The organism is Kitasatospora sp. NPDC001132, from assembly GCF_053598415.1.
Genome location: NZ_JBSFKF010000001.1, coordinates 401,439 through 417,886, shown reverse-complemented (window position 1 = coordinate 417,886; position 16,448 = coordinate 401,439). Strand labels below are relative to the sequence as shown.

Below are 16,448 nucleotides of genomic sequence, written 5' to 3'. Positions count from 1 at the left end.
GCATCGCCCCGCCCCACGCCTTGGCGCCCCCGGCCCGACCCGGCCGCCCGACCCGGCCGCCCGACCCCGCCGCCACTCGCGTCAACCCGTCGAAACCCGGCCGTGTCCCGCTCCGGCCGACGGCGTCGTGCCCCTCCTGGCGGTGGCTGTTCGAATGCGACATGACCGGCCGGCGGCGCCTGCCACGTGCTGGTCGCACATCCACGGGGCCTGACGCCCGCGCCCTGGGAGCCCCGTACGCCGGGACACCGCGGGCCGAGGCGCCGCCCGGCCTCGGCCCGCAGCACGGACCGGTCGGTCAGCTCCGGGCCCGGTGCACGACCGCTCCGGTGCGGGGGACCAGAATGGGCGCGGCGCCGTGAGCACGGGGCCAGGAAGGAAGACCAGCGCATGGAGAGCCAGGCCCGCAGCCGCACCGCACTCGTCGAGGCGCTCATGGAGCGCTATCCGGACGTGCCCCGGGAGGCGGTGATCAAGGAGGACCTGCTGCGCGGCGGCATGGCCTTCGACGAGTCCGCGCTCAGTGGCAGCGCGGGCGCCGACGGGGGCGGCGACGTCAAGCCGAAGTCGTACTTCATCTTCTCCTTCGACCACCGCACCCTGCCCGAGCTGGGCGCCGCCGCGCTCAACCGGCCGCCGGAGGAGGTCGTGCTGACCGGCGGGCCGTACGGGCTGCGCCGCACGGTGGTGTCGGTGCGGGTGAACCCGGACTCGCCGTACCGGGTCGGCGCCGGGGACGACGGCACGCTCGGCCTGTACCTGGACGGCGCCCGGATCGCCGACGTCGGCCTGCCGCCGATGCCGGACTACTACCGGCACACCCTGGCCAACGGGAAGTCGGTGATGGAGGTCGCCCCGACCATCCAGTGGGGCTACCTGATCTACCTCACGGTGTTCCGGGTCTGCCAGTACTTCGGTGCCAAGGAGGAGTGCCAGTACTGCGACATCAATCACAACTGGCGCCAGCACAAGGCCGCCGGCCGCCCGTACACCGGGGTCAAGCCGGTCGAGGAGGTGCTGGAGGCGCTGGCGCTGATCGACCAGCACGACACCACCCGCGCCTCCCAGGCGTACACCCTCACCGGCGGGGCGATCACCTCGCACGTCGGCGGCCGGGACGAGGCCGACTTCTACGGGCAGTACGCCAAGGCCATCGAGGAGCGCTTCCCCGGCCGCTGGATCGGCAAGGTGGTGGCCCAGGCGCTGCCGCGCGAGGACGTCCAGCGCTTCCACGACTACGGCGTGCGGATCTACCACCCCAACTTCGAGGTGTGGGACAAGCGGCTGTTCGAGCTCTACTGCCCGGGCAAGGAGCGCTACGTCGGCCGGGACGAGTGGCACCGCAGGATCCTCGACTCCACCGAGGTGTTCGGCCCGGAGAACGTGATCCCCAACTTCGTCGCGGGCGTGGAGATGGCCGAGCCGTTCGGCTTCACCACGGTGGACGAGGCGATCGCCTCCACCGAGGAGGGCCTGCGCTTCTTCATGTCCCACGGCGTGGTGCCGCGCTTCACCACCTGGTGCCCCGAGCCCACCACCCCGCTCGGCAAGGCCAACCCGCAGGGCGCGCCGCTGGAGTACCACATCCGGCTGCTGCAGACCTACCGGGCGACCCTGGAGGAGTTCGGCCTCTCCTCCCCGCCCGGCTACGGCCCGGCCGGCCCGGGCAAGGCGGTGTTCTCGGTGAGCTCCTTCATGGACTCGCTGACCGGCTGAGGTACGACCTGGTGGCGCCGGCCCGGGCGGGCCGGCGCCACCGGGATCCGGCGGCTCCCGGATCCGGCGACTCGCCTTCAGCCGGCGGACGGCATCGGACGGACGGTGAGGATCTGCTCGGCCCGGCCCAGCGGCCCGCGGACGTCGTGCAGCACGGTGCTGGTGACGCCGTGGCCGGACGGGCCGAAGCTGACGCTGGTGTCCAGGCCGGTCCAGCTGCCCTCGGGGCGGCGGTGGAAGTGGATCGTCAGGTCGGTGTTGGGGAACATCCACTCGGTCGGGTCCTGCCGCACGGCGATGCCGTTGGCGGTGTCCACCATCATGACGAAGGAGGCGTGCGGCCCGCTGGGCTCCCCCGCGACCAGCTCGACCGGGCTGGAGATCCAGGCGGCGGCGCGGCCGGGGGCGGTCTCCCGGCGGCGGACGTCGATCGAGGCGATGTAGCCGCCGCCCCACAGCCCGGCCATCGCCCAGGGCTCGAACTCCTCGGGCCCGGGCAGCGGCTGGTCGTGGGTGCCGGCGACGGCGGAGGTGTCCAGCTCGGCGAGGAACCAGGCGCGGGCCCGGACGACGGCCCGACCGCCGATCACCACGGTGGCCTCGACCAGCTCGATGGTGCGACCGGGGCGGACGGTCTCCACCGTGATCTCGAACTCCTCGAGGGCGATCAGGCCGAGTATGTCGTAGCTGATCCGGGCCAGTGCCAGGCCGTCGGCTGGGCGGCCGGCCCGCCCCTGGTCGGCCTGCTCCTGCCCCGCCCGCTCCTGACCGGTCCGGTGGCGGTCGGCCCGGTGGCGGTCGATGGCGTGCACGATCAGGCCGCCGAGCGGGCTGAAGTGCTGCTCGTCCGCGTGCCAGGCGCCCTGCGCCTGCAGGGTGGGCTTGTAGCTGTGCTCGCCGGTGCGCTGGTAGTAGCTGTCGGGCGCGGCGGTGGGGGTGGTCACGTGCGCTTCTCCTCTGGCCGGATCGCTGGCTGCCGGTTCGGCCGCCGCCGTGGTACGACGGCGGCCGAACTCGGCGTTCAGGATCGTAGGGGGCCGAACCGCCGACGTGGTGTCACGGGTGACGCATCCCACACGCCCGGGGGGTCAGGACCGTCAGCGCGCGGCCAGCGGGTAGTGGTCGGAGAGGTCGGTGTAGGTGTAGCTCTTGCCCCAGCTGCTGACCGTCCAGGGCGCGCTGTGCACCCGGACCACCTCGTTGGTGTACTGCTGCGGGCGGGCGTGGTCGGCCCGGTAGAGGACGTAGTCGAGGTCCTCCTTGGGCTCGCCCGGGTAGCGGTAGGCGGCGACGGAGTTGTCGACGGTGTCGAAGGAGTACGGCCAGCCGGTGCGGGCGGCGGCCGGGGCGAGGTTGCCGTTGGCCAGCAGCGCCTGGTACTCGGCGCCGTGCGAGTCGATGTTGAGGTCGCCCGCGACCAGGACCGGCTCGTCGGCCGGGATCCGCTTGGCGTCCAGGAAGGAGCGCATCGCGGTGAGCTGCCTGGCCCGGATGTCCGCCGCCTGGCCGCTCGCGCAGCCCGAGTCGGTGGACTGGAGGTGGGTGCCGACCACGTGGGTGCGGCGGCCGTTGACGTCCAGCACCGCGTAGACGAAGCCCTTGTTGGAGAACCAGTCCGAGCCGCAGGCGTCCTTGTAGACGTACTGCTCCTTGCGCAGGACCGGCCACTTGCTGAGCAGGGTGACGCCGCCGTCCTCGGGGGTGGTGGAGCTGTAGCTGCCGGAGGTGGCGTCCCAGCCGTTGGTAGAGCGGCCGACCACCGGCGTGTGGTACGGGTAGGCGGCCGAGGCCTTGGCGGTCAGCGCGTCGGAGGCCGCGTTGTCGAAGGCCTCCTCCAGCACGACCACGTCGTGGCCCTGGAAGAAGTCCGCCGAGGCGATGGCCTGCGCCCGGTACTGCTGGCCCCAGTTGGGGTAGAGCGAGGTGCTCATCAGGAACGTGTTGTAGGTCAGCACGTCGAGCGGGGGCGCGGTCGTCGGGGCGGTCTCGGCCGAGGCCGGGACGGCGCCCAGCACGGCGAGGACGGTGGCGGCGGCGCCGGCGGCGAGGGCGCGGCGGACGGACGACAGGGGCATGGGGCCTCCGTGAGGGAGCGTTGTCGTGGACCCGACGGATCGAGGGATGTTGTGCATCCAACTCGGCTGTCGACACGGCCCGCAAGACATCCGGCGAGCATTCGGTGAACTCGCCGGTAACTCCCTCGGCGAACTCCTGACGACCGGGGCTGCCGCCCGCCATCCCCTGCGGGAGGCGGGCGGTCGGAAGGTGGTCGGACGGGCGGTCAGAAGGGCAGCGGGTGGCGCACCAGGACGTCGGCGCGGGTGCCGTCCAGGGCGCCGTACAGCAGGGTGGTGCCGAGCGCGTCCACGGCGGGCGCGGCGGACGGGCCGACGGCCTCGGCGACCCGCTCCACCCGGCCGGTCCACAGGTCCCGTCGGAAGACGTCCGTGGTGCCGTTGGTGTCGCCGGGCACCAGCCCGGCGTCGTCCGAGGGGAAGTGGACCCAGCGGTCGTCCGCCGTCATGACGGCGGGCTGGGTGCCGGCGGGGGCCACCTCCGTCACCGTGCCCGTTCGCAGGTCGCGGGCGTAGAGCGCGACCCGGGAGGCGCCGCCCTGGTCCGGCTGGAACACCCGGAACAGCGCGAACCTGCCGTCGGGGCTCAGCCGCCCCTGGCGGGCGGCGTCGCGCAGGGTGCCGCTCGGGTCGACGCTCGCGCCCTCGATCCGGCCGGTGGCGGCGTCGTAGACGTAGAGCGGGAAGAGCTGGCGGGTGGGCGGCGGCTTCAGCGCGGTCGGGGCGGGGGCCGTCGCGGTGGGGGCCGTCGCGGCGGGGGCCTTCACCGCGGGAGCCGTTCCGGCGGGGGCCGTCGCGGCCGGGGCCAGGAGGTTGGCCGCCTTCGAGCGGAAGGCGACGGCCCGGCCGTCGGCGCTGAGCGAGGGCTCCACCGAGCCGCCGTCGGCGGGGGCGCCGCCCTGCCCGGCGGTGACCAGCCGGGTGGTGCCCGTCCGGCGGTCGGTCAGGTAGATGTTGGCGGTGCCCGCCCGGGCCCCGGGGGCGAGGTCGGCGCGGTCCGAGGAGTAGGCGACGAAGCGGCCGTCGGCACTGATCGCGGGGCTGACCGAGTTCCCGACGCCGGTGCCGGCGGTGAGCAGCTCGGTGCGGCCGGTGCCACGGTCGCGGACGTAGACGTCGGTGCGCCCGCTGCCGTGCCCGGGGACGGCGTTGGCGGCGTCGCTGCTGAAGGCGACGTACCGGCCGTCGGCGCTGATCGCCGCCTGGCTGCTGGAGCCGTCCAGCTGGGCGCCGTCGTCGGCGAGGCTGACCCGCTCGGTCCGGCGCGTCCACAGGTCGCGGACGAAGACGTCGTAGAGGCGGTTGGTGTCACCGGGCACCAGGTTCGAGGCCAGCGAGGTGAACAGGGCGTACCGGCCGTCGGCGCTCAGTCCGAGCGGCTCGGACCAGTCGTCGGCGGGCGCGCCGTCGGGGCTCACGTTCACCCGCACCGTGTCGCCGCCGGTAGCCGCGAGCGCGGGCGTGGACCCGGGTGCGGACGCGGGCGCGGGCCGGGCGTGCGCCGTCGGCGCCCCGGTGCCCGCCAGCAGCGCGGCCGCCAGTGCGCAGGCCAGCCGTACCGTCCTCTTCATGGGTTCCCCTCCCCTTTCGCCCCCGTCTGCTCCCCGTCGCTGCGGCCGAGCCAACCGCCCGGTCGTGGCCTCGGTCAACCCGACCGACCCGACATGAGCACGATTTCGCCAACTCCCGCACACAGCGGGCCCGCACCGTGCGCACGGACCGGTCCGGGAACCGCCCCGCCCGGGAGGCCTCACCGGCCCCACGTCGCCCGACCCCGACCGCCACGGGCGCCCCGAACCGGTGGCATCCGCGCTAAACACGGACCAACACGGGCATCCCACCCGTGGCTGCCTCACGGAGGGGCAGCGCCCGTGCCGTCGAGCGGAAGGCAGCAGCGATGAGCATGATCCAGACCGGCAAGCTGGAGCTGAACTCCACCAACGCCTCGGAGTTGACCGGCGGAGCCACGACGACCTTCACCCAGGTCACCTTCCCCACGCCCTTCCCCGACGACGCGGCAGTGATCGTGGTGCCGTTCGTCCAGACGTTCAACGGCCCCGACACCCCGGGCCTGCGGATCGCCGACGTCACCACCACCGGCTTCAAGATCCGCTTCAACGAACTCGTGGGCAGGGGCAGGGCGTTGTCCGACGGACCGCACACCTTCGAGACCATCGGCTGGATCGCGGGCACCGTGTAGCCCGGAGGTCCCCGCGGCGGCCGCACCGACCTCGCCCGAGCGGCAAAAACCGAGGGACACGATCGGCCGCCGGGGCGCGTCGAACCGCGGGCGCGGCTCTGGGACAAGGTGTCCCCCGTCGTGATCGGCCTGCTCCTCGGCGGCCTCCTGGCCGCCGTGATCGCGACGCAGTTGCGGTAGTGCCCGGCTCCACCGCGCCACCGGCTCCCGGGGTGGGAGCCGGGGCCCGGGCTCAGTCCGCCACGGGCAGGCACTCGGCGAGCAGGGCGAGGACGTCGCGCCAGGCCCGCTCGGCGTGCAGCGGGTGGTGGCGGACGCCGGGCAGGACGGCGTGCTCGACCGACGGGTGGTGGAAGGCGTGCTCGGCGCCGCCGTAGACCACGAGGCGCCAGTCGACGCCCGCGGCCTGCATCTCGGCGGCGAAGGCGTCCCGCTGTCCGGCGGGCATGATCGGGTCCTCCGAGCCGACCCCGGCCCAGACCGGACACCGGATGCGGGCCGCCTCACCCGGTCGGCCCGTGACGAGTCCGTTGACCGTCCCGATCGCCCGCAGGTCGACGCCGGCGCGCCCGAGTTCCAGCGCGATCGCGCCGCCGGTGCCGTAGCCGACGGCGGCGATCCGGTCGGGGTCGGTCCGGGGTTCGGCGCGCAGCACGTCGAGGGCCGCACCGCCGATGTCCCGCATCCGGTCGGGGTCGTCGAGCAGCGGCAGCACGCGGGCCAGCATCTCCTGCGGGTCGGCGAACCAGTGCCCGCCGTGGAGGTCGAAGGCCAGGGCCACGTACCCCAGTTCGGCGAGGGCGTCGGCCCGGCGGCGCTGGAAGTCGTTCAGGCCCGGCCCCTCGGGGCCGATCAGGACCGCGGGCCGGCGGCCGGTTCCGCCGGGCAGTGCGAGGTGCCCGATCATCGTCAGTCCGTCGGCGGGATATTCGACCGTGCGGGTCGTGACCATCGTCATGGGACAGGACCGTAGTACCGGTCGCGCCCCCGTCGGCCCGGTCTTCGCCGTCGGCAGAGGAGCACCCCGCCACTCACCGTCCGGTGCTACGCCGGTCGGCTGCCGGTGAGTTGCTGCCACCGGTCCTTCGCCGCCTCCAGTTCGAGACGGGCCTGGGGGATGCGCGGGTCCGCCTTCTGGCGGGCCAGGAGTTCGGTGAGCCGCTGCCGGGCCTCCTCCTGGCCGGCCGTGTCCGCCAGCGCGTCGCGCAGTTCGGCCTCGGCCTCGGGTACGAGCGCCTGGCGTTCGACCGCGGACGCCTTGGCGTCGGCGCCGGCGTTGAACACCTCGACGACGAACTTCCGCACCTCGGCCTCGGGCGTCTTCTCCAGCGCGACGGTCACGATCGCCTGACGACCGGTCGGCAGCGCCACGTAGACGTGGCCCTGCTCGTCCGAGTAGTCGTCGCGGACCGAGACCTCGTGGAGCGGGTACTCGGCGGTGCGGCCCTCCGCCGTCACCTCCAGCGCGTGGTCGTACAGCCGCAGGCCGTCTCCGAGCGAGGACCGCAACTCGCCCCGGCCCGGCGAGCGGAGCCGGTCCAGGTGTGCCCGGGCCCGGTCGACCCGCTCCCGTTGGGCCTGTTCGGCCGCCGTGACGTCGGCCCTGGCCCGGTCGCGTTCGCGTCGGGCCTCGCGCTCCAGTGTGCGGAGCTTGGCGCGGGCGGCGTCCAGGTCGCTCCGGTTCTCGGCGTACTGCGCGGTGAAGGCGTACCGCCATCCCCCGGGGTAGCGCAGCATCAGCCAGACCACCGCTGCGGCGAGCGCCAGCACGATCACCGCGATCCAGCCCACAGGCCCCATCGATCCCCTCCCGCAGACCCACCGGTCCGGCGGCCACTCCAGCGGACCCGGACCGAGCCGATCGTAGGGACGGCGGCCGGTTCGCGTGGGGGAATCCGGGAATTCCCCGGCTGCCCACCGACGGCGGGACCGTGCCCCGCTCGGTGGGCTTCCGGCGGAGGATTTACGACCTTTGGTCATGGTTTTGGCCAATGTGGTTAAAGGCCGGGCCAAGAATTGGCATGCCCTCTTGCCGATAATGTGATCACATGTGCAGGCACTGTGGCGTTCGCGCGTCACAGGGGAGGGAGCGGTCCGCTTCACCGAGCGGGCCCGATCAACAGGAGTCGCACCATCAACACCGCCATCCGCAAGGCCGCCCGTGGGGCGATGCCCGTCGCCGTCACCGCCTCCGTGCTCGCCACCGGCCTCACCGCCTGCGGCACCGTCCAGCAGCTGTCCGCCGCGCAGAAGGTGTCGAAGGCCTTCGACAAGGTCCGTGACGGCAAGGCGGCCGGCTTCACCCTCTCCATCGACGCCACCCCCGAGCAGGTCGTCGCCTTCGCCAACTCCGGTGACCACAAGGCCGGCAGCGGCCTGATCGGCTCCGCCCGGGGCGGCGAGCACCAGATGGACGAGAAGACCGCCAAGGCGATCTCCGGCCTCTCCGTCTCGGTCTCGATCTCCGCGGACAAGCCGCTCAAGGACATCGAGGCCTTCAAGAACGCCGGCAAGGGCGGCGACGCCGGCAAGAACGGCGACCTGACGCTCGACAAGTCGGTGCGCGTCTCCTACCTGCTCTCCGACCGCAGCGGCACCGCGCTGCTGGAGTACCGCCAGGTCGACGCCACGGGGTACCTGCACGCCGACGCCAAGGGCCTGATGAAGCTGACCGGCGAGGACCCGTCCACGGTCGACGAGATGCGCAAGGACCTGCCCGAGCAGCTGAAGCCGCTCGGCGACGTGCTGGCCGGCAAGTGGGTGTCCTTCGACCTCCAGTCGCTCGCGGACCAGGCCAAGGAGTCCGACGGCAAGAAGGCCGCCCCGAGCGCCGCGCCCACCGCCGACCCGGAGCTCGCCAACCAGCTCCTCAACTCGGTCAAGGACGTGATCGGCCGCACCGTCACGTACGAGGACAAGGGCAAGAAGGACGGCGCCGAGCACCTCTGGGTCAGCGCCCCGGCCCGGCAGCTGGTCGACGAGATGTACAAGGCCGTCAAGCCGCTGTCCGCCAAGTTCCCCAAGCAGCTGGGCGACTTCCCCGACCAGGCCCCGAGCGACGTGCCGGACCGCAGGATCGGCGTCGACCTCTACCTGAAGAACGGCGCCTTCTCCTCCGCCACCTTCGACCTCGCGCAGCTGGCCGACAAGGTACAGCCGGGCGTCAACTTCCCGGTGAAGCTCGCCTTCAGCCAGTCGGCCCCGAACGTCCAGGTGCCGGCCGACGCGGTCAAGGTGACCGACGACCAGCTGATGGACGCGGTGCTCGGCCTGGCCACCGCGGGTGCCGAGGACGACCTCGACCCCGAGGACCCGGCCGGCGGCGTCCCGGACGCCCCGACCGCCCCGCCGCTGACCGACGCCCAGCTCAAGGAGCTCGCCGGCCTCGGCGTCACGGAGATCGAGGCGCGCGCCTTCAACCGGGCGGGCTTCACCTTCGAGGAGATCAAGGAGATCGCCCTCAAGGACGCCCCGGCCAAGGCCTGACGTCCACCCCTCCGGCTCCCACCGGACCGGCGCGGCACTCCCGGCTCCCGAGAGGGGGCCGGAAGTTCCGCGCCGTCGTGCGTCCGGTGGCCTGCCGCTCGGGGTTCGTCAGGCGTGGGCGGCGGCGCACTCCGGGTGGCCCCAGGAGCCGCCGACCTTGGTGATCTTGTCGCCCTTGGCGTACGGGCGGCTGCACGGGCAGGTGCCGGGGAAGCGGGCGTTCAGGGTGCGCGAGCCGCCGCTCCGCCGGGCGGTGCCGCCGCTTCCGGCGGCGGAGGAGCCGGCGGACACGGTACGGGCGGCGCGCGCCCCGGGGGCCTTCGTGGCGGCGGCCGGATCGGGGACCGGCAGGTCGGCGGCGGTGCCGGAGGCGTCCTGCTGGGTGCGGGCGGCGTCGCTGGCGGCCTTGTCGGCGATGGCGTTCAGGGGGTCGCCGTCGACCTGGTGGGCCGGCACGTACACGAAGGTGACGTCCCGGCCCTCCAGCAGCGCGTCGATCGCCTGGATCAGCTCCTGGTTGGCGACCGGCTTGCCGGCCGCCGTCTTCCAGCCGTTGCGCTTCCAGCCCTTGAGCCACTTGGTCACCGAGTCGCGGGTGTAGGTGCTGTCCAGCCGTACCTCCAGCGGGACCGCCGGGTCCGTCGAGGCCAGCAGCTGCCGCAGCGCCGTCAGCTCGCCCACGTTGTTGGTGCTGTGCCCGAGCGCGCCGGCCTGCCACCGCTGGGGCACCCCGGCGGCGTCCGCGACCACGTACGCCCAGCCCGCCGGACCGGGGTTGCCCTTGGCTGCTCCGTCACACGCTGCAATGACTCGTTCGACCATGCCCCGATCATGCCTGGTCGCGGGCCCGGAGCCAAAGCCGCTCGGCCCGCTCGGCCCGCTCGGCCTGCTCGGCCCGCTCGGCCCGCTCGGCCGCTCAGCCCCGCAGCAGGAGCAGCAGCAGCGCCGCCGACCAGCTGAAGTTGGTCGAGCTGTGCCCCTCCCCCGTCAGCGGGTCGTAGTTCTCCCGCACCGGGCCGTCCCCGGCCAGCCCGGCGGCGGTGGCCAGCAGCCGCTCGACCGTCCGCCGGGCGTCCTGCTCCCAGCCGTACCGGCGCAGGCCCTCGATCGCGAAGTAGGTCTGGTCGAGCCAGGCCAGGCCGCGCCAGTAGCCGGCCGGGTCGAAGGACGGCGAGCTGCGGGCCACGGTCGGGAACGGCATGGCGGTGCCGAACTCCGCCGGGTCGAGCAGCAGCCGGCGGACGGTACGGGCCTGGGCGGCGGTCGCGGTGCCGGACCAGAGCGGGATCGCGCCCTCGATGCCGCGGCCCCGGGCGGTGAGCCGGGCGCCGGTCGCCAGGTCGGTGTCGTGGAACCAGCCGCCGGCCGGGTCGTACATGGTGTCGCGCACGGCGGCGTCGATCCGCTCGGCGCGGGCGCGCAGCCGCTCGGCGACGGGCCGGTCGCCCAGTTCGGCGGCGATCAGCGCCAGGTGGCGGTGGTCGGCGGCCAGGTAGGCGTTGAGGTCGACCGAGCGCTGGTCGAGCGACCAGCCGAGCAGCGTCCCGTTCGCGTCCTGGTTGGGGACCACGCCGGCGGCGTCGAAGCGCGGGGCGTTGTCCATGCCGGACTCCCAGGCCGCCGCCTCCACGCGGTCCTGGGCGGTGGCGTTGGCAGGGTCCACGGTGGCGCCGTACTCGCACAGGCCCTCGCCGAGGTGGTCGCGGGTGCGGTACCACCAGTCCTGGTAGGCGGTCAGCTTGGGCAGCAGCTCCCGCAGGAAGGCGCGGTCGCCGCTGCGCCGGTAGACCTCCCAGACCGCCCAGGAGGCCAGCGGGGGCTTGGAGTTGCGCTCGTTCCAGTTGCCGCCGCCGGTGCTCGGGTCGTTGTAGAAGACGCAGTCGGGGACCATGCCGGCGTCCGGCGCTCCGGCCGGCGCCTGGTGGTCGAACACGGCCCGGATCTGGTCGGCGGCCAGCGCGGGGGCGAAGGCGGCGGTGCCGACGGCCTGCTTCCAGGTGTCCCAGGCCCAGACTCCGCTGAACCACTTGTAGGAGAGCGTCGGGGTGACGGCGTCGTGCCGGATCCGCCCGGCCGGGCCGCGCCAGTTGGTGACCAGGGTCTGCACGCACTTGGCGGCGGTGCGGCGGCGGGCGGCGGGGACGCCCTCGGTGGCCCGGGTCAGGTACCCGTGCCAGCGGGCGGTGCCCTCGGCGGCGACCCGCTCCGGGGCGCGCAGCGCGGCGTCGGCCTCCTGTGCGGCCCGGGCGTACTCGGCCTCGGTGAAGGTGTAGCTCTCGGTCCAGTCAAGGCTGCGGCTCTCCCCCGGCGCCAGTCGTACGGGCTCGGCGAGTTCGGTGCGGTGGCCGTCGCCGTCGGCGCTCAGCTCCACCCGGACGGGCCGCACATGGCGGACGGCGAAGCGCTCGGTGCCGTCGGTGAGGTAGTCCCAGGTCTGCCGGACCCTGGCGAACCGCACCTCCACGCCGCGGTCGGCGGCGACCAGTCGCGGGGCCTCGCGCTGGGGGCCGGTGGCGGGGCGCAGCAGCCGGCCCGTCCAGGCGACGGCCAGGGTGCGTACGGCCGGGCCGGTGTTGGCGAGGCGGGCGCGGATCAGGGCGGTGCGGTTGCCGGCGAAGCGCAGTTCCAGGGTGAGGGCGAGGCCGGCGCCGAGGTCGTGGGTCAGGCGCAGCAGGCCGGGCAGCGAGGTGCCGGCGGCGGGGGCGCCGGCGGTGAGGTCCAGGGGGCGGCCGTGTTCGGTGAGCTGGAGGCGGGTCAGGCCGTCGCTGAGCCACCAGGGGTACTCCTGGGCGAGGTACAGCGGGCCGGTGAAACCTCCTTGCGGGTCGGCGGGGCGGGGCAGGGCGTAGGCGTGCCAGGCTCCGAGGTCGGCGAAGACGTTGATCGGGTTGTTGCCGTGGGCGTCGCCGGGGTAGGCCTGGGCTGGGGTGCCGTGGAGGTCGAGGAGGTCGGCGTAGCGGTCCTGGGGGCCTGCCAGGTCATGGAGGGCTGCCGGGTCCTGGGGGGCGGCCGGGTCCTGGGGTTGTGCGGCGGCGGCCGGGGCGGCGGCGAGGACGCCGGCCGCGGCGAGGGCGGCGGAGCCTGCCAGGACGTGGCGGCGGGTCAGCGGGTTCATGCGCGCTCCTGGGCGGCGGGGAGTCGGAGGACGGCGGCGCCGAGCGGCGCGAGGGTGACGGCCGCGGCGGCCTCGGTGCCGGTGAGCAGGTCGGTGCCGGGCGCGTCGAGCGGCACCCGGCGCTCGACGGGGCCGTGGTTGAGCAGGAAGAGGTAGCCGGTGCCGTCGGCGGCGTGCCGGCGGGTGGCCTCGACGCCCTCCGGCAGGCCGGGGAGTTCGGCGCCCACCCCGGCTTCGGCGAGCACCGGGTCGAGCACGGCGCCGAGGTCGGTGCCGAGGTGGCAGCTCAGGTACCATGCGCTGCCGGCGCCCAGGCGGTTGCGGGTGACGGCGGGGAGGCCGGCCAGTGCGCCGGAGTCGTAGCGGGCGAGGGTCTCGGCGGTCTCGGCCTCGATCCACTCGCTCCAGCGTTCGGCGCGCAGTTCGGTCCGCGGCTCCGCGGGAGGCTCGGTGCCCGCCGGGGTGAGGGTGGTGGTCGCGCCGTCCGGGATCGGCCAGTGCTCGTCCACCACGATCCCCAGCAGCTCGCGCAGCGGCCCGGGGTGGCCGCCGGGGTGGATGTGGTCGTGCCGGTCGGTGATGCCGCTGAACGGGCCGCAGACCAGGCGGCCGCCGCCGCGCACGTAGGCGGTGAGCCGGTCGGCGGTGGCGGTGTCCAGCAGGTAGAGGTTGGGGGCGAGCAGCAGCGGGTAGCCGTCGGGGTCGGCGGTGGACGGGACGAAGTCGACGGTGACGCCGCGCTCGTACAGCGCCGCGTACCAGGGGCGGAGCAGGTCGAGCCAGCGCATCCGGGCGGAGGGGTGGTCGTCCAGTTCCAGCGCCCACCAGCTGTCCCAGTCGAGCAGGACGGCCACCTGCCCGCGCAGCCGGGAGCCGGCGAGTTCGCCGAGGCGGCGCAGTTCCGTACCGAAGCGGACGGTCTCCTGCCAGCCGCGTGCGGCGGTGCCCCGGTGCGGGAGCATCGCGCTGTGGAACTTCTCGGCTCCGGCCACCGAGGCGCGCCACTGGAAGTGCAGGACGCCGTCGGCGCCGCGGGCCAGCGCCTGGAGCGACCAGAGGCGGTGCAGGCCGGGGGTCTTGGGCACGTTGACCGGCCGCCAGCTGACCGCGGAGGGGGCCTGTTCCATCAGCAGCCAGGGGCGGCCGCCCTTGAGCGAGCGCATCAGGTCGTAGTTCATCGCGGCGTTGACGTGGGCGCGCGGGTCGGCCGGGTCGGGATAGGCGTCGTCGGAGACGAAGTCCTCGTGCCGGCTCCACTCCCAGTAGTCGAGGGCCTTGAGCATCGACATGAAGTTGGTGGTGACCGGGACGCCGGGCGAGACCTCGTCCAGGACGGCCTTCTCGGCCCGGTGCAGGGCGAGCAGCGCGTCCGAGCAGAACCGGCGCCAGTCCAGCAGCTGGGTGGGGTTGACCGGGCCGGGCGCGGTGCGGGGAGGCTCGATCTGCTCGAAGGAGTTGTAGTGCTGGGACCAGAAGGCGGTGCCCCAGGAGCGGTTCAACTCCTCGATGTCGCCGTGTCGTTCGCGCAGCCAGCGGCGGAAGTCGGCGGCCGAGGCGGGGCAGAAGCACTCCTGGACGTGGTCGCCGTACTCGTTGTGGATGTGCCACAGGGCGAGCGCGGGGTGGTCGCGGTAGCGCTCGGCGAGTGCCCGGGTGAGGCGGACGGCGGCCTGTCGGTAGGCGGGCGAGGAGGGGCAGTAGTGCTGGCGCGAGCCGAACTCCAGCCGTACGCCGTCGGCGGTGACGGGCAGCAGCTCGGGGTGGGCGCGCACCAACCAGGCCGGCGGGGAGGCGGTGGCGGTGGCCAGGTCGACGGCGATGCCGTGCCGGTGGACGAGGTCGAGGAGCCGGTCCAGCCAGCCGAAGTCCCAGCTGTCGGCGTCCGGTTGGAGCCGGGCCCAGGAGAAAACGCCGACGGTGACCAGGTTGACCCCGGCCTCGGCCATCAGCTTCACGTCCTCGGCCCACACCTGCTCGGGCCACTGCTCGGGGTTCCAGTCCCCGCCGTACAGCAGGCCGGGCACCCGGGTGAGGCGGTCCGTGGTCACGGTCGTGGTCATCCCTTCAGGGCTCCGCCCAGCAGGCCGGCCACGAACTGCCGCTGGAAGAGCAGGAAGAGCACCATCAGCGGGAGCGTGGCCAGGAAGGAGCCGAGCATCAGGCCGGAGTAGTCGACGTGGGTCAGTCCGGTCAGCGTGTTGAGCGCGACCGGCACGGTGTACCTGTCCTCGGTGTTGAGCATCAGCAGCGGCCAGATGAAGCTGTTCCACTGGCCCATGAAGGTGAAGATCACCAGTGCGCCCAGCTGCGGCCGCACGCAGGGCAGGACGACCCGGTAGAAGGTGCGCAGCTCGCCGGAGCCGTCGATCCGGGCGGATTCCAGCAGTTCGTCGGGGAAGTCGAGGAAGCCCTGGCGCATCAGCAGGATGCCGAAGGAGTTGGCCAGGAAGGGCACGATCACGGCCTGGTAGCTGTCGATCCAGCCGAGGCTGGCCATCATCTGGAACAGCGGGACCAGCAGCACCTGCAGGGGGATCATCATGGTCGCCAGCACCAGGCCGAGCAGCAGGCCCCGGCCACGGAAGCGGTACTTGGCGAGCCCGTAGCCGCACATCGCGGACAGCAGCGAGCTGAGCACGGTGTAGACGACGGCGATGCCGAGGCTGTTGAGCAGCACCCGGCCGAAGCCGATGGTCTCCTGGAGGTGCGCCAGGTTGCGCAGCAGGTTGCCGCCGGGCAGGAACGGCGGTGGGGAGTGGAAGAGTTCGGAGCTGCTGTGGGTGCCGGCGATCAGCATCCAGGCGAAGGGCACCAGGCTGACCACGGCGCCGAGGGTGAGGGCGGCGAGGACGGCGGCGCGGCCGATCCTGGCGGGCAGCGGGGTGCGGCCGGGCCGGGCCGCCGGCCCTGTCGTGGGGATGCTGCTCATCGGCGGCGTTCCCTTCCGTAGAGCCGGAACTGGATCAGCGAGACCGCCGCGATGATCAGCACCACCACCCAGGCGATGGCGGCCGCGTAGCCGAAGTCGAGCTGCTGGAAGCCGACCTTGTAGAGGTAGACCACCGGGGTGAGCGTCGCGTCGCCGGGGCCGCCGCGGGTCAGCACGTAGTTCTCGTCGAAGAGTTGGAGGGTGCCGATGGTGGAGGTGATGACGCAGAACAGCACCACCGGGCGCAGTTGCGGCAGGATGACACCGGTGTAGGTGCGCACGGCGCCGGCGCCGTCGAGGGAGGCGGCCTCGTACTGGTCGCGGCCGATGGCGTGCAGCCCGGCGAGCAGGATCACCGCGTTGTAGCCGGTCCACCGCCAGGTGACCGATCCGATCAGCGAGATCCGGGCCCAGGTGGGCGAGTTGAGCCAGTCGACCGGGCCGAGGCCGAGCGCCTGGAGGAGCTGGTTGGCGAGGCCGCCGTCGGTACGCAGCAGGACCTGGAAGACCACGGCGTAGGCGACCAGGGTGGTGATGGCGGGCAGGAAGAACACCGCCCGCCAGCCGGCCCGGAAGCGCAGCCAGGACTGGTTGAGCAGGACGGCGAGCACCAGGGCGAGGCCGATCATCACGGGCACCTGGACGGCGAGGATCAGGCCGGTGTTGACCAGGGAGTGCAGGAAGGCGGGGTCGTGGAACATCCGCCGGTACTGGTCCAGGCCGACCCAGACGTCGACGCCGTCGCGGCGGGCGGTGAAGCTCTGGTAGAGGCTGGCGCCGAGCGGGTAGGCGAAGAAGGCGACGAAGAGTGCGGTGGTGGGCCCGGCGAACAGCCAGGCCGCGGTCCGTGGGGAGCGCCGGCGGCGGGCGGGGGTGGCTCGGGCCGTGACCGCCGGTTTGCGCAGGGACGCCGGAGGACTGGTCATC

13 protein-coding genes are annotated in these 16,448 nt (G+C 73.6%); 3 read left to right on the top strand and 10 right to left on the bottom strand.

The features are described 5' to 3' along the window. Positions 1-390 precede the first annotated feature (390 nt). Positions 391-1,716: a radical SAM protein gene (locus tag ACWDBE_RS01605; protein ID WP_449806854.1), complete on the top strand. Its 1,326-nt coding sequence runs from the start codon at positions 391-393 to the stop codon at positions 1,714-1,716. Between the two features lie 77 nt (positions 1,717-1,793). On the opposite strand, the gene ACWDBE_RS01600 is transcribed toward ACWDBE_RS01605, so the two are convergent. The 3 genes from ACWDBE_RS01600 to ACWDBE_RS01590 form a co-directional block, all read right to left on the bottom strand. Further along, entirely contained in the window at positions 1,794-2,660 is an 867-nt protein-coding gene (locus ACWDBE_RS01600; protein ID WP_449806853.1) for a thioesterase family protein, read from the bottom strand. Positions 2,661-2,813: 153 nt separating this feature from the next. Then, the gene (gene sph, locus ACWDBE_RS01595) at positions 2,814-3,791 is read right to left on the bottom strand and encodes a sphingomyelin phosphodiesterase (RefSeq protein ID WP_449806852.1); all 978 of its coding nucleotides are present in this window, start codon (positions 3,789-3,791) and stop codon (positions 2,814-2,816) included. A gap of 206 nt (positions 3,792-3,997) precedes the next feature. Further along, a complete protein-coding gene (locus ACWDBE_RS01590) occupies positions 3,998-5,362 on the bottom strand; it encodes a hypothetical protein (RefSeq protein WP_449806851.1) in 1,365 nt (454 codons plus the stop codon). Positions 5,363-5,688: 326 nt separating this feature from the next. On the opposite strand from ACWDBE_RS01590, the gene ACWDBE_RS01585 reads away from it, so the two are divergent. After that, positions 5,689-5,991 carry a hypothetical protein gene (locus ACWDBE_RS01585; RefSeq protein WP_449806850.1) on the top strand — a complete coding sequence of 101 codons (303 nt, stop codon included), beginning with the start codon at positions 5,689-5,691 and terminating at the stop codon, positions 5,989-5,991. A 232-nt stretch (positions 5,992-6,223) separates the two neighbouring features. Here the strand turns inward: ACWDBE_RS01585 and ACWDBE_RS01580 are convergent, their stop codons facing one another. Together ACWDBE_RS01580 and ACWDBE_RS01575 are read right to left on the bottom strand one after the other, a co-directional pair. Beyond that, positions 6,224-6,949 (bottom strand): dienelactone hydrolase family protein, encoded by a 726-nt coding sequence (locus ACWDBE_RS01580; RefSeq protein ID WP_449806849.1) that lies wholly within the window; start codon positions 6,947-6,949, stop codon positions 6,224-6,226. An 86-nt stretch (positions 6,950-7,035) separates the two neighbouring features. Further along, positions 7,036-7,791 carry a hypothetical protein gene (locus ACWDBE_RS01575; RefSeq protein WP_449806848.1) on the bottom strand — a complete coding sequence of 252 codons (756 nt, stop codon included), beginning with the start codon at positions 7,789-7,791 and terminating at the stop codon, positions 7,036-7,038. A gap of 369 nt (positions 7,792-8,160) precedes the next feature. On the opposite strand from ACWDBE_RS01575, the gene ACWDBE_RS01570 reads away from it, so the two are divergent. Beyond that, a complete protein-coding gene (locus ACWDBE_RS01570; protein ID WP_449806847.1) occupies positions 8,161-9,477 on the top strand; it encodes a hypothetical protein in 1,317 nt (438 codons plus the stop codon). 108 nt (positions 9,478-9,585) lie between these two features. On the opposite strand, the gene ACWDBE_RS01565 is transcribed toward ACWDBE_RS01570, so the two are convergent. From ACWDBE_RS01565 to ACWDBE_RS01545, 5 genes are all read right to left on the bottom strand, one after another. Beyond that, on the bottom strand, positions 9,586-10,299 hold the full coding sequence (locus tag ACWDBE_RS01565; RefSeq protein WP_449806846.1) for a ribonuclease H family protein: 714 nt from the start codon (positions 10,297-10,299) through the stop codon (positions 9,586-9,588). 94 nt (positions 10,300-10,393) lie between these two features. Then, a complete protein-coding gene (locus tag ACWDBE_RS01560) occupies positions 10,394-12,592 on the bottom strand; it encodes an MGH1-like glycoside hydrolase domain-containing protein (protein ID WP_449806845.1) in 2,199 nt (732 codons plus the stop codon). After that, positions 12,589-14,652 (bottom strand): beta-galactosidase, encoded by a 2,064-nt coding sequence (locus ACWDBE_RS01555; RefSeq protein ID WP_449806844.1) that lies wholly within the window; start codon positions 14,650-14,652, stop codon positions 12,589-12,591. The genes ACWDBE_RS01560 and ACWDBE_RS01555 overlap by 4 nt, the downstream gene beginning before the upstream one ends. After that, the gene (locus tag ACWDBE_RS01550; RefSeq protein ID WP_449806843.1) at positions 14,649-15,521 is read right to left on the bottom strand and encodes a carbohydrate ABC transporter permease; all 873 of its coding nucleotides are present in this window, start codon (positions 15,519-15,521) and stop codon (positions 14,649-14,651) included. The genes ACWDBE_RS01555 and ACWDBE_RS01550 overlap by 4 nt, the downstream gene beginning before the upstream one ends. Then, the gene (locus ACWDBE_RS01545) at positions 15,518-16,447 is read right to left on the bottom strand and encodes a carbohydrate ABC transporter permease (RefSeq protein ID WP_449806842.1); all 930 of its coding nucleotides are present in this window, start codon (positions 16,445-16,447) and stop codon (positions 15,518-15,520) included. The genes ACWDBE_RS01550 and ACWDBE_RS01545 overlap by 4 nt, the downstream gene beginning before the upstream one ends. Position 16,448: the final 1 nt, after the last annotated feature.